10 protein-coding genes and 1 pseudogene are annotated in these 12331 nt (G+C 71.3%); 8 read left to right on the forward strand and 3 right to left on the reverse strand.

Going from position 1 to position 12331, the window contains the following annotated elements; translation table 11 throughout:
- Nucleotides 1-81 precede the first annotated feature (81 nt).
- The 8 genes and pseudogenes from Pla133_RS02875 (at nucleotide 82) to Pla133_RS02910 (ending at nucleotide 7561) form a co-directional block, all read left to right on the forward strand.
- Entirely contained in the window at nucleotides 82-873 is a 792-nt protein-coding gene (locus tag Pla133_RS02875) for a peroxiredoxin family protein (protein WP_145062229.1), read from the forward strand.
- A 12-nt stretch (nucleotides 874-885) separates the two neighbouring features.
- A pseudogene (locus Pla133_RS02880) lies at nucleotides 886-1194 on the forward strand (peroxiredoxin family protein); the annotation flags it as partial.
- Nucleotides 1195-1345: 151 nt separating this feature from the next.
- Complete coding sequence (locus Pla133_RS02885) at nucleotides 1346-1708, forward strand: ArsC/Spx/MgsR family protein (protein WP_145062232.1); 363 nt, start codon at nucleotides 1346-1348, stop codon at nucleotides 1706-1708.
- Between the two features lie 342 nt (nucleotides 1709-2050).
- On the forward strand, nucleotides 2051-3595 hold the full coding sequence (locus Pla133_RS02890) for a lamin tail domain-containing protein (RefSeq protein WP_145062234.1): 1545 nt from the start codon (nucleotides 2051-2053) through the stop codon (nucleotides 3593-3595).
- A 251-nt stretch (nucleotides 3596-3846) separates the two neighbouring features.
- Nucleotides 3847-5391, forward strand: coding sequence for a lamin tail domain-containing protein (locus Pla133_RS02895; protein ID WP_145062235.1), 1545 nt, complete (start codon nucleotides 3847-3849; stop codon nucleotides 5389-5391).
- Between the two features lie 72 nt (nucleotides 5392-5463).
- A complete protein-coding gene (locus Pla133_RS02900; RefSeq protein ID WP_145062237.1) occupies nucleotides 5464-5946 on the forward strand; it encodes a MarR family winged helix-turn-helix transcriptional regulator in 483 nt (160 codons plus the stop codon).
- Nucleotides 5947-6191: 245 nt separating this feature from the next.
- Nucleotides 6192-7082 (forward strand): alpha/beta hydrolase, encoded by an 891-nt coding sequence (locus Pla133_RS02905; protein ID WP_145062252.1) that lies wholly within the window; start codon nucleotides 6192-6194, stop codon nucleotides 7080-7082.
- Nucleotides 7079-7561, forward strand: coding sequence for a cupin domain-containing protein (locus Pla133_RS02910; RefSeq protein ID WP_145062255.1), 483 nt, complete (start codon nucleotides 7079-7081; stop codon nucleotides 7559-7561). Before Pla133_RS02905 ends, Pla133_RS02910 begins: the two co-directional genes overlap by 4 nt.
- A gap of 261 nt (nucleotides 7562-7822) precedes the next feature.
- Here Pla133_RS02910 and Pla133_RS02915 read toward each other — a convergent pair whose 3' ends face one another.
- From Pla133_RS02915 to Pla133_RS02925, 3 genes are all read right to left on the reverse strand, one after another.
- Nucleotides 7823-8554 carry a pirin family protein gene (locus Pla133_RS02915; protein ID WP_145062257.1) on the reverse strand — a complete coding sequence of 244 codons (732 nt, stop codon included), beginning with the start codon at nucleotides 8552-8554 and terminating at the stop codon, nucleotides 7823-7825.
- 372 nt (nucleotides 8555-8926) lie between these two features.
- The gene (locus Pla133_RS02920; protein ID WP_145062259.1) at nucleotides 8927-11146 is read right to left on the reverse strand and encodes a transglutaminase domain-containing protein; all 2220 of its coding nucleotides are present in this window, start codon (nucleotides 11144-11146) and stop codon (nucleotides 8927-8929) included.
- A gap of 3 nt (nucleotides 11147-11149) precedes the next feature.
- Nucleotides 11150-12316 (reverse strand): DUF58 domain-containing protein, encoded by a 1167-nt coding sequence (locus tag Pla133_RS02925; RefSeq protein WP_145062261.1) that lies wholly within the window; start codon nucleotides 12314-12316, stop codon nucleotides 11150-11152.
- Between the last annotated feature and the right edge of the window lie 15 nt (nucleotides 12317-12331).

A 12331-nucleotide genomic window follows, 5' to 3' on the forward strand; every position in this document is an offset into this window, starting at 1 on the left:
GCCCGCCGCCAGGCGGGACCGGCTATCTTTGGAGGCCGTCACCGCCCACTCCAACCCGCGCGCCAGGGGGCGCACGCAGACATGATCAAACTCGCCGTTTCCGGCCTCGGACTGGCCTCGCTGCTCGGCATCGCCATGCCCGCGGCGCCGGCTGTCGTCCTCGCGCCGGCCACCGTCTTCATGGATTCGACGCTCCAGGAGGCCGGGGCCTGGCAAACCCTCGTACAGGCCTACGACGCGGCCGTCGAGCAGTGGCAGGCCAAGTACGACGAGGCCGGGGACCTGAAGGTCCGGCGGGCCCTGCGCCAAGAGCACCCGGCCATTGCCTATTGGGGGCGGGTCGGTGCCCTGGCCGACGCGGGCGAAGGGCGAGCCCTGGTCTGGCAGCTCGAGAACGCCGGACTTGCCGGACACACCGGCGCCGAGGGCCGCCGCGTGAAGGCCGAGGTCTACGGGCGCCTGTTCCCCGAGCACGTGGCCGCCGAGTGGTTCGAAGCTGTGGTCGCGCACTTGGCCAGCGACCGCCGCGCGGTCGGCGACGAGCTGTTCGAGCGGTACCTGCGCTCGACCATCGACTCCGACGCACTGCCCGAGGCGAAGGCGCGCGCGCTCGTCACGCTCGGCTCCTGGTTGCTCGAGTCGGACGACGCGGCAACGGCCGAGGGCGGCTGGCCGCTGCTGGAGCGCGCCGCGAGCGAGTTCGGCGCGACCGAGGCCGGCGCCGAGGCCGGCGACCTGATCTACGTCCGGCGCAACCTGATCGTCGGCGCGATCGCGCCCGACTTCGAAGGCACGACGATCGACGGCACGACCTTCCACCTCGCCGACCATCGCGGCAAGGTCGTCGTGCTCGATTTCTTCGGCTTCTGGTGAGGCCCTTGCCGCGGTGAGATGCCTCACCTGGCGGAGCTCGTGCAGCTCCACAAGGACCGTGACTTCGCGCTGATCGGGATCAATGCCTTCGACGACGAGGAGGCTTTCCACAAGGGCGTCGAGGAGTTCGGCGTGAACTGGACCGTGGCCTACCAGGCTGACTCCAAGGCGCCGATCTGCGACCTGTTCCGGGTCCAGGCCTACCCGACGATCTTCGTGCTCGACCCGGAGGGCCGCATTGCCGCCACGGGCCTGCGCGGGGAGTCCCTGGCAGCGAAGGTCGCGGAGATGCTCGACGCCCACGAGCAGCCGGCCGACTGAGCGCGACCCGTCACGGATTGCCGCCGACCCGACGCGAACGAGTCTTCCCTCGGATGGGGGAGGGCTCGTTTTCGCATTTGCGAAGCGCTAGCTTGCTCGGCCCCCCCCAACGGCGGCCACGAGCGGTGGCCGAGGAGCCATCACCGAAACCATGACCCTGCCCACCGACGACGGTCTGCTGTTGCTCCACAACCCCGCCTGTTCCAAGAGCCGCGCACTCGAGCAGGCGTTGCGAGAGCGTGGTGTCGCGTTCACGACTCGGCTCTACCTGGACCAGCCGCTGGATGAGGTCGAGTTGGCCGATCTGATCCGTCGGCTCGGCGTGCAGGCGCGCGACATCGTGCGATCGGGCGAGCCGCAGTACGCGGATGCCGGCCTGCACCCACGTTCCGAGACCGCGGCGATCCTCGACGCGGTGGCCTGCTATCCGCAGTTGCTCCAGCGGCCCGTGCTGCTGCGGGGCGAGCGGGCGGCGATCGGACGTCCCCTCGAAGCGGCCCTCGAGCTGCTCTGAGGTCGCCCCGCGCCCGCGCGACCGCCCGGGCCGCAGTTGACTGGATATTCACGCCGCACCTCCACGGCGCCGGCGGCCCCCTCCGGGATCCCCGCCTGCCCGTCCAGGTCGCTGCCAGCCTTGGACTTAGGCGCGAGCGAGCGACGGGCGGTCGAAGCGCTCCGGCGATCCGCCTCGGCCGAGCCTGGCGGGGCGCCGATCGGGCTCGCCGTGGCCGTGCTCTAATGCCGCGTCCGCGAAGGCCAGGACGAACTCGCATTCGAGCGTCCGGCCCCTCGATCGAGCCCTCCGCGCCACGGCCGGCGCGGAGAGTCGATCCGCTACCCAACCCCCTCAGAAGCCATGAACACCAAGACCCTGCCCGTCCTCTGCGGCGTGGCCGCCGCGCTCGCGCTCGCCGGGACGGCGAACGCGCAGTCCTTCGGCAACGCCTGCGCCGGCAACACCGGTAACACCCCGACCGTCGGCATCACCGGCCTCGTCGTCCAAGGCAACAACTTCACCGTCGACCTGACCGGCGCCCCGAGCACCACGGGTCTGATGTACGTCGGCGGCTCGAACGTCCTCGGCCTCGGCCTGCCCCTGCCCCTCGACCTGGGCCTGTTCTCGCCCGGGCTCACCGGCTGCGAGCTGAACGTCAGCACCGACATCTCGATCGGCTACGCCCTCGACGTCACCGGCGCCGCGAGCTTCACCTTCGACGCCACCGGCATCCCGGCCGGGATCCCGCTCTACCTTCAGAACTGGAACTGGGACTTCGACCTGGTGACCTTTGCCAACCTCGGCGGTTGGTCGGCCGGCTTCGAGTTCGAGGTCGTGCCCCCCAGCGGCGTCGCTGCCGGCGACCTGGTCATCAGCGAGTACATCAAGGACCCCTCCTTCTCGGCCGACGCCGGGGGTGAGTGGATCGAGCTGTACAACACGACCGCCAGCGACATCGACATCCGCAACTTCGTCCTGTCGGACAACGACTTCGACAGCACCGTGCTGATCAGCGCCACGCCGATCATCGTGCCCGCCGGCGGTTACGCCGTGCTCGGTAACGACGCCGATCCGGCCAACAACGGCGGCATCACCCTCGACTTCCAGTACGCCAGTGACAACGGCCAGTACTTCCTGGCCAACGGCGCCGACGAGATCGTCCTGACCACCTACGACGGCATCGAGGTCGACCGCATCGAGTACGACTCGGGCGCCCTGTGGTCCGACGCCGCGGGTCTCTCCTTCGCCCTCAACGACGGCGCGCTCGACGCGACCCTCAACGACGACCCGGCTAACTGGGCCGAGTCGGCCTGCTACATCGGCGGCGCCCCGTTCAACACGGACCTCGCCACCCCCGGCACGAACAACGCCTCCTGCGCCATTCCCACCCTGCCCGCGGGCACCGGTGAACTCGTCATCTCCGAGTTCTCCCAGAACCCGGCCGCCGTCGCCGACAGCGCCGGCGAGTACTTCGAGGTCCACAACCCCGGTGGCGTGGACGTGGACATGAACGGCTGGACCATCTGCACCGTGGACGTCTGCGAGACCCTGGCGGTCTCGACGGTCGTCCCCGCGGGCGGCTACCTGGTCTTCGCGGTCAACGGCGACCCGCTGCTGAACGGCGGCCTGCCGAGCAGCACCGTGGCCATGACCGCCGGTCAGTTCCTGACCAACTCCACCGGCAGCATCCAAGTGGTGGACGCGGCCAACCAAGTGGTCGGGATCATCGTCTACGACGACGGCGCGACCTACCCGGACGGCAACGGCGCCTCGGCGTCGCTGGACCCGACCAAGCTGACCGCCGCGGACTCGCAGGTCGGCGCCAACTGGTGCCTGTCGACCAGCCCCTACGGCGACGGCGACCTGGGTACCCCGGCGGCCGCCAACGATAGCTGCGGCCTCTAGTCGCCGCTGACTCGAGTCGCACGGTGGGGTCACCGCGGGAGTGAGGCCACAGGGCCAAGCACTCGCTGGGCCCACCACCACGACTGACGGGGGGCGCCGCTCGATCATCGAGCGGTGCCCCCCGGTGCGTTCGGGGGCCGTTCCCGACCCTGGCTCTGGGGCGCGATCGGGGGCAGCAGGTCGCGCGGCACTCAGGCCGATCCAGATGGGCCGAGCGTCTCGCCCGCAGCCCCTTCTGAAGCCCAGTGACCATGCGCCCCGCCAATACCCTGCGACCCTCGACCCAAGCCCTGATCGCCGCCCTCGCCGCCTGTGGAGTCTCCGCTCCTGCCGCCGCCCAGACCTTCGGCACCGGCTGCGCCGGAGCCAGCGGCAAGACGCCCACGATCGAGGCCGACGAGCTGATCGTCGACGGGAGCGACTTCGGCGTCGAGATCACCGGCGGGCCGAACCTGTTCGGCTACCTGCTGGTGGGCGCGAACAACACCACCTGGAACGGCTTGGACTTGCCCCTCGACCTGGGGGCCTTCGCCTTTGGTGACTGTGACTTGCTCGTGTCAGTGAACATCGTCGTGCCCATCACCACCGATGGTCTCGGCCAGTCGAGCCTGACCCTGCCCGGCTTCGGTGGGTTCATCGACGTCTACCTGCAGGTCGTCCTGGCCGACGTCGACCTGGTCGACTTCGATCCGCCTGCGGCCTTCAGCGCCGGTTTGACCATCACCGGCGTCCCGGCCAGCCTGCTCCAGCCCGGCGACCTGGTGATCACCGAAGTGATGAAGGACCCGTCCTTCGTCACCGATGGCTTCGGTGAGTGGTTCGAGGTCTTCAACACCACCGACGCCGACATCGACGTCAACCACTGGACGATCACGGACGGAGGGACGGACTCGATCCTGCTGGACGCCGGCGCGCCGCTGATCGTCCCCGCGCACTCCTTCGCGGTCCTCGGCAACAACGCCGACCCGGCCGTCAACGGCGGGATCGACATGCTGGTGGACTACTCGCTCTACGGGACGCTCAATTTCTCCAACGCGGCCGACTCGCTGGTCCTGACCACGCCCGACCAGATCGTCGTCGACGCGATTGTCTGGGACGATGGCGTGGAATGGCCCGATGAGCCCGGACAGTCCATGCAGCTCGTCGAGGGGGTCTTCGAGTTCGACCTCAACGACGACGGCGGCAATTGGGAGGTCACCGAGTGCTTCATCGGGGGCACGCCCTTCAATACCGACCGCGGCACCCCCGGAACGCCAGCGGGCGACTGCGCGAACCCGACCCTGCCCTTCGGGACGGGTGAGATCATCTTCTCGGAGATCATGCAGAACCCCTCGAGCGTTGCGGACACGGTGGGGGAGTGGTTCGAGGTCTACAACACCACCGGCGCCGCGATCGACCTGGACGGTTGGACCTTCGCCCAGGGCGGTGGGAGCTTCGTCGTTGCCGGTAGCTTCAGCGTGCCCGCCGGGGGCTATCGCGTGCTCGCGCGCATCGGCGACTCGCTGGTGAACGGCGGCCTACCCCTCGACGTCTACGACTACGACGACACCTTGTTCCTGCCCAACGGCAGCCAGACCCTGACGATCCTCGACGCGTCCGGCGCCACGTCCTGCCTGCTGCAGTACGACAACGGGCTGACCTACCCCGACCCCTCGGGGGCGTCGATGTCCCTGGACCCCACGCACCTGGACGTGGCCAGCGCCGTGGACGGATCGTTCTGGTGCGAGGCGATCAGCCTCTACGGCGACGGGGACCTCGGGACCCCGGGCGTTGCGAACGACTCCTGCGGTCCCTGAGGCTCGCGGGTCACAGGGCCGATCCACGCCGAGTGGGTCCTCCGCGCCTCTTCCTGGCTAGACTGAGAAACGATGACCGACGCCGACGTCCGACCCAGCACGGAGCTCGCCGCTCAGGCTTCAGAAGCCGCCCACGCCATGGCGCGTGAGTGCCTGGGGACGCGGGTCCGCGTCCTGTCGCGGACGATCACGCGCATCTTCGACGAGCACTTCCGGCCCTTCGACGCGACCGGGGCCCAGCTCTGGCTCCTGGGAGCGATGGGCTTCTTCGGTGCCAAGTCACCGTCGGAGCTGGCCCGCGCCCTGTCGATGGACAAGTCGACCCTCTCCCGCAACATCCAGCGCCTGGCGGAGCGGGGCTGGGTCGTGATCGACGACCAGGACTCCGGCCGTGGCCAGTTGGTGAGCCTGAGCGTGACCGGGGCCGAGCTGCTGGTGAAGATCCAGCCCGCCTGGGCGGCCGCCCAGGCCGAGGTGCGGACCATCCTCGGGGGCGACGAAGCCGACGTGCTGCGGCAGCTCGGCAACCGCCTCTGGCGCGATCAAGAGGGCTAGGGCCTCGGTCGGGGCTTGGGGCCGAGGCGCCGGGCTAGCGCCCTTGGCCGCGGACCGCTCGTCTCGGGCCGGGCCAGGGACGGAGCCCGAGCGATCGGTACCCGCAGCCCCTGCGGGCCCGCTGACCCCCTTCCCTGTGCCAAATCGCCGCGGTGGGGTTGCTTCTGCAATGGGGCGATCTATCCTCCCGTCGCCATCGAGGTGTATCTGCAACCTCGCGGCGACCCGAGACCGATCGACCCACCATGTCCACCCCACCCCTCCTGCGCGCCATCCAGCTCGGCCTGGGCGCCCTGGGTCGCATCAGCCCCTCCGGCGCGGCCCACCTGGGCGCGGCCCTGGCCTTCCGGCCCCTGCGTCTGCCGCCCAGGCCGTGGGAGCAGGCGGCCCTCGAGGGCGCGAGCGAGGTACGGCTCCCCGGGCCCCGCGGGGTCACCACGGGGCTGCGCTGGGATCCCGCCGGGGCCAGCCGCGGAACGGTGCTGATGCTGCACGGCTGGCAGGGTCGCGCCTCCCAGTTCGCCCGCCTCGGCCCGCTCCTGGCCAACCAGGGCCTGAGCGCCGTGGCAGTGGAAGCGCCGGGGCACGGCGGCAGCCCCCGCGGCGACGGAGGCCCCGCCGAGTGGGTCGCCACGCTGCGACTGGCCGCCGCCGCCCTGGGTCCGCTCCACGCCCTGGTGGGCCATTCCCTGGGCAGCGTCGCGGCGCTGATCGCCATCGACGGCGGCCTCGAGGTGCCGCGACTGGCGCTCTTCGCGCCGCCCGCCGAGGTCAGGCCGCGGATGGAGTCGGCTGCCGATCGACTGGGTTTCACGGGCGCTCTGCGCGCGCGGTTCGTGGACCTGACGGTGGGCCGCATCGTGAGCGGCGGTGGCCACGCCGACCTCGCCGAAAGCGTGGCGCGCACAGTCCCGCCTTCGATCGTGGTCCACGCCCCCGACGACGAGGACGTGCCCTTCGAGGAGGGCCGCCGCCTCGCGGCCGCCATGCCGGAGTCACGGTTCGTGACCACCGACGCCGTGGGTCACTTTCGCATCCTGCGCGATCCTGCCACCCTCGAGCGGGTGGTGCGTTTCCTGGCGTCGACCTCCGTCGAGCAACCCGAGCCCACCGCCGAACTGGAGCACCACAGATGACCGAACGACCTGCCGCGATCGCGCGACCGGAGCCCTCCGCCTCGGGCCCGCACTTCACCGCCGTCGACTTGGGCGCCCTTGACGACCTGTCGGGCTTCGAGACGCCGCACCCCCTCTTGGGGCGTGCGACCCGCGGGCGCGTGTTCCTACAGCAGGCCCTGGGCGCCACCGGGATCGAGCTGTCCTTCAACGCCATGCCGCCCCGAGCCGCCGTGCCCTTCACCCACGCGCACCGCGAGAACGAGGAGCTGTACCTATTCCTGGGCGGCGAGGGCGAGATGCTCGTGGACGGTCAGGTCCTGCCCGTACGCGAGGGCAGCTGCGTGCGCTGCGCGCCCCAGGCGCTGCGGGCCTGGCGCAACGTGGGCGCGGGTGTGTTGTCCTTCGCCGTGCTCCAGGTGCGCGCCGACGCAGGCGTTGCCAGCGAGATCGAGGACGGCGTGGCGGGCGAGAGCCCCGCGCCCTGGCCCGCCGACTGAATGGCGGCGCGGATCGCGTGCCCCGTCCGGGCGACGCGATCCGCGCAGTCGAGTTCGCTGGTCGCGACCCGCGACCGATCCGGACCGACCGATCCGGACTACTGTCCTGGATCAGAAATTCGGCGTCACTTCCCGGGCTCCGATCGCCGCTGGCGTCGCCAGCGCCTCCTCCGAGTATCGCAGCGGATACGCGTCGTCGGCGCGCCTAGCCAGCATCGATCGGACCTCCGGGAAGTGACGCCGAATTTCTGATCCAGGACACTACGGCAGCTCGAACAAGAGCAGCTCCGCTTCCCCGTCCGCGTGGGCCTCGATCCGATCGAGGCCTTCGCCGAAGAGCGCGTCGCCGGCGCGCACCGCGTGGCCGTTGACCGTCGCCGCGCCCTTGGCCACCTGCACCCAGGTGCGCGCTCCGCCCAGCTCGCGGCTCGCCTCGCCGCCGGCCGCCAGCCGCGTTACGAAGACCCGCGCCTGCTGGAGGATCGTCAGCGAGCCGTCGCTGCCGTCCGGGGAAGCGACCAGGCGCCAGCCCGAGTCGAGCTCGCCCGAGAAGTCGCGCTCCTGGTAGCTCGGCGCTCCGCCGAACTGGTCCGGCTCGAGCCAGATCTGCAAGAGGTGCAGCTCGCTGTCCTGGTTGTGGTTGAACTCGCTGTGGAGCACGCCCTTGCCGGCGCTCATGGCCTGCATCATCCCCGGCCGCAGCACGCTGCCGGAACCCATCGAGTCCTTGTGCTCGATCGCTCCGTCCAGGGGCCACGTCAGGATCTCCATCTCCCGATGGCCGTGGGTCGGGAAGCCCGCCGAGGCCCGCACGCGATCCTCGTTGATCACGCGCAGGGGACCGAAGCCCATCCAATCGGGGTCGTGGTACTCGGCGAAGGAGAACGAGTGCCGCGCGTCGAGCCAGCTCGCGCCGCCCCTCCCGCGCTCGTCGGCGCGGCGCACCTGCAGTCGAGTATCCGGAGTCGTGAAGCCAGTCGTTTGGGGGGTCATGGGTGTTTCTCCGTGGGGCGGTAGTCCCCGGTCAGAACGGTTCCGCAGGACGCTCGATAGGCCGCACCCGCGACCCTAGTGTCCTGGATCGGAAATTCGGCGTCACTGCCCGGAGGTCCGATCGATGCTGGCTAGGCGCGCCGACGACGCGTATCCGCTGCGATATTCGGAGGAGGCGCTGGTGACGCCAGCGGCGATCGGAGCCCGGGAAGTGACGCCGAATTTCTGATCCAGGACACTAGCCAGACCTGCGCCGTCGTCGGTGAGTACGAATCCGGGGCCGCCCGTGACCGCCCCGCGGCGCCCGCAGAGGCAAACCGCCCCCCGAGTGCGACTTGCGGACGCGCCGCGCGGGAGCGTTGACGTCGTCAGTTAGCGGGGCTCCCCGGGGCTTCGCGCTCGGAGCCGATCGATAAGGGCCGCGAGTGCGGAGCGCTCCTCGCGCTCCAGCGCCAGGGCGGCGAAGCGCTCCCGATAGAGCAGGTCGACCGAGTGGTCCACGGCCTCCGCCTCATCGAAGCCGTTGGCGGTGAGCCGACGTGCGTGCTCCCGTGGCGTCGAGCCGGCGGATCGCGGGTGTCCGAGCCGGCTGAGGTGGGCGAGGAGGATTCGGTACCAGTCCTCGGGCGTGGTGACCTCCGCTTCGCCCTCCTCGGCTCTACGAGCGCCCCGTGCTGTCGACCGTGCCCGCCACAGGAGTCGAGCCACCAGGATCAGCAACGCGACCAGCGCCACGGCCGCTGCCAGGCCCGCCGCTCCGATCGACGCCAGCACCGCGCCCGGCAGGGCGCCCAGCCGCTCGATCACGTCACCGAAGTTGCCCCCCTCGCGCCAGGCGGCGAAGTCGTCGCCGATGGCGGCGAGCCAATCGCCGACCCCCGGCTCGCGCTGCTCCCCCGCGCGTGCGGCGTCGACCTCGGCCGGGGGCGTCGGGTCGAAGCTGACCCAACCGAGCCCTTCGAACTGCACCTCGAACCAAGCGTGGGCGTCGTTGTCGCGGCCGATGTAGCTGCCCCGATCGGGGTCGAACTCGTCCAGGTGGTAGCCGGTGACCAACCGCGCGGGCACGTCGACCAGCCGCAGGAAGAGCGTCGCGGTGGTGGCGAAGGCCGTGCAGAAGCCCTCGCGTCGCCGCACGAAATCGACCAGGCCGTCGAGACCCTCCAGCTCGGAGCCGATGAACGAATAGCGGTAGCCGCGCCGGAAGTGGGCCAGGACCCGCCGCACCTTCTCACCGTCGGTGCGGGCATCGCCGACCACGCCCAGGGCACGGGCGCGCAGGTACTCGAGGGCCGCGGACTCGGCCGGCAGTTGTCGCGCGTGGCGGTCGCTGCCAGCGGCGGGGCCGCCGGGCTGCAGAGCCTGGAGCGGGTCCGCCGGACGGGCCGAGCGCATCAGGTAGGTCAGGACTTCCTCCGCCGCACCCGCCGTCGTCAACAGACCGCGCGGGTGGTAGCGCACCTGCGGCAGCTTGACCGCGACCAGGGGATCCACGTGCATCAAGGGCGCGCGAGCGCCGGAACCCACGGCGATCGGCACGGCCCGCACCAGGATCTCGCGGTCGAACGCCCGCTCTGGCCGCAGCTCGACCCAATCGTCCTCACGGCCGTCGTCGTCGTCACGCACCAGTTCGGCGCCCACGGTGGAACGGATCCCCTCGTCGGTGAAGGTGTCCAGGTGCAGCGCGGCGAGGTGCAGGGACGGCGCGACCTGCGACGGCGGCTGGCCCTCCTTCGACACCCAGACCTCCACCACGACGTCCTCGCCGAGGTCGCCCAGTGACCCGCCGTAGCCGACGCGCTCGCTCAGCCGGCGCGCTGCGCGCGTGCGTGTCTCGACGCCGCCGGTCGACGCGCTCGCCCCCGCAGCAAGTCGGCTCCGCGCGGAGTCCACGGGGTCGCCGACGACCCAATCGGCGACCTGGCCGCCGAGCCCACGCAGCAGCAGCGTCGCGAACAAGACGATCGAGCCGAGGGCCGCGGCCGAGGCGACGTGCCGCCAAACCTGTGTCCGCGACTCGGTCCCGGATGAGCGGGCCCCGCGCGGGAGCCGGCGCGGCAGCCGCCGCGTGGCGCGGGAGTCCACCAGGGCCAAGCCGATCAGGGCCGCGAGTCCGGTGAACAGCAACAACAGCCCGGTCGCGGGCCCTGGCGCGATCTGCACGGCGAACCAAGCCTGGGTGGCGGCCACGGCCATGGCGAAGGCGGCCAGGGCGTCGCGGTCGGCGATTCGCAGCAGGGTCACCTGCAACCAGATCAGGATCGCGGGGAGGAACGCCAGGGGCGTGCCGACGGCTCCGACCAGCGCCGACAGGACGAGGACCTGGACCACGGTCCAGCCGACCTGTCGCCAGGGTCCAGGGGCTCTGCTCGCGCCTCCCGGGCGCCCATCCAGCTCGGTGGGCAGGTGCGCGCGCCAGGCCAGGACCACGTGCAGGCCCAACCACAGGGCCGCCGCTCCGGCGTCGCGCGCCGAATCGCACTGGGCCAGCAGGCCCAGCGTTCCGGCCATGCAGCTCCCGATGCTGGCCGCGGCCACCATGCCTGCGGCGACCCGCTCGAGACCCTCGTTGCGTTGGACGGACGGGGTCATGGATCAGGTGCGCGCGGCCGCCGCGATGGTGTCGTGGGGACTCTCGAACCAAAGGTCCACGTCGCGGGCCTCGGCATCCAGCACCGCGTCGAACTCGCCGTCGGGCCGATCGCCTGAACAGATCAGCACCCGCCGCTCCCGTCGGCGCGGATCGCTCGCCAGGTGCCGGACCTGACCCAGCTCTCGTTCCTGTCGCGGTTGCACCCGTGCCAGGGCGTCGAGCATGCTTTCGAATGCCATGGGGCCGCGCCGGCCGTCGATCGACAGGTCCCCGTCGACGTCGACGTCGAGCACCGTCAAGCGCACGCGCAGGCCCCCGCGCAGGAGGGAACGGGCGAGGGTCGCAGTCAGCGACACGGCCTCTTCGAAGGTGCGATGCAAGCGCACCGTGCGCCGACTGCGCACGCCGGGCCAAAGGTAGAGGTGTACGGGTGGGAGCGCGTCGCCCACCAACTCGCGCACCACCCGCCGCCCGGTGCGCGCCGACAGGCGCCAGTGCACCAGTCGCGTGCCCTCGCCCTCGCGCCAGGGTCGTAGACCGTGGAACTCGTCCCAACCGCGCCGGGCGCCGCCGGCTTCCGCCCCCGGTGCCAGGGCGGCGAGCAACTGGGCGGCGCCGGGCCCGAGCCGCCCCAGCCGCGGTCGGCTGAGGTGATCCACGACTTGGCGATAGTGTTGGCGTCGCTCGATCAACCCGAAGGGATAGGTCGAGCGCAGCGTCGCGCGATGGACCCGAATGTGCCCACGCGGTTGCATGCGGTGGGGGCAGGCCAGCACGCAGATCCCGCCCGCCGGGAGCTGGGCGACGAGGCCGCGGGGCGAGGCGTGGTCGATGCGTTCGTGCAGCACGATCACGTCGCGCAGGGTCGCGCCCCCGGCGCAAACAGCCGTCTCGAGCACCACGCGCGCCGTGGCCGTCTCGCGCAGGAAGCCGCGCACCGCGACGCTGGCGCCGCGCAGGTTGCGCCAACTCGCGGCGGCCGCCACGAGCAGGAGCGCCCCTGCGGCGGCGGGCACCGTGGCCACGGCTCCGCCGATGACGAGGCTCGGCAGGAACCCCGCGATCGCCACGATTGCGAGGGCGCGACCGGCCGTGGTCAAGCGCGCTTGGGTCGATTCGAGCTCGACGTTCGCGAGGGCGTCGACGGCCTGGGTTGCGAGCGTGCCCATGGTCTCGGCGGGGCG

The organism is Engelhardtia mirabilis (genome assembly GCF_007748095.1).
In the GTDB taxonomy this organism is placed as follows: Bacteria; Planctomycetota; UBA1135; order UBA1135.

What these genes read in the sequence shown, in the direction of transcription:
- Pla133_RS02875 (WP_145062229.1), top strand. Translation starts at nt 82, where the DNA reads ATGATCAAACTCGCCGTTTCCGGCCTCGGACTGGCCTCGCTGCTCGGC.
- Pla133_RS02885 (WP_145062232.1), top strand. Translation starts at nt 1,346, where the DNA reads ATGACCCTGCCCACCGACGACGGTCTGCTGTTGCTCCACAACCCCGCC.
- Pla133_RS02890 (WP_145062234.1), top strand. Translation starts at nt 2,051, where the DNA reads ATGAACACCAAGACCCTGCCCGTCCTCTGCGGCGTGGCCGCCGCGCTC.
- Pla133_RS02895 (WP_145062235.1), top strand. Translation starts at nt 3,847, where the DNA reads ATGCGCCCCGCCAATACCCTGCGACCCTCGACCCAAGCCCTGATCGCC.
- Pla133_RS02900 (WP_145062237.1), top strand. Translation starts at nt 5,464, where the DNA reads ATGACCGACGCCGACGTCCGACCCAGCACGGAGCTCGCCGCTCAGGCT.
- Pla133_RS02905 (WP_145062252.1), top strand. Translation starts at nt 6,192, where the DNA reads ATGTCCACCCCACCCCTCCTGCGCGCCATCCAGCTCGGCCTGGGCGCC.
- Pla133_RS02910 (WP_145062255.1), top strand. Translation starts at nt 7,079, where the DNA reads ATGACCGAACGACCTGCCGCGATCGCGCGACCGGAGCCCTCCGCCTCG.
- Pla133_RS02915 (WP_145062257.1), bottom strand. Translation starts at nt 8,554, where the DNA reads ATGACCCCCCAAACGACTGGCTTCACGACTCCGGATACTCGACTGCAG.
- Pla133_RS02920 (WP_145062259.1), bottom strand. Translation starts at nt 11,146, where the DNA reads ATGACCCCGTCCGTCCAACGCAACGAGGGTCTCGAGCGGGTCGCCGCA.
- Pla133_RS02925 (WP_145062261.1), bottom strand. Translation starts at nt 12,316, where the DNA reads ATGGGCACGCTCGCAACCCAGGCCGTCGACGCCCTCGCGAACGTCGAG.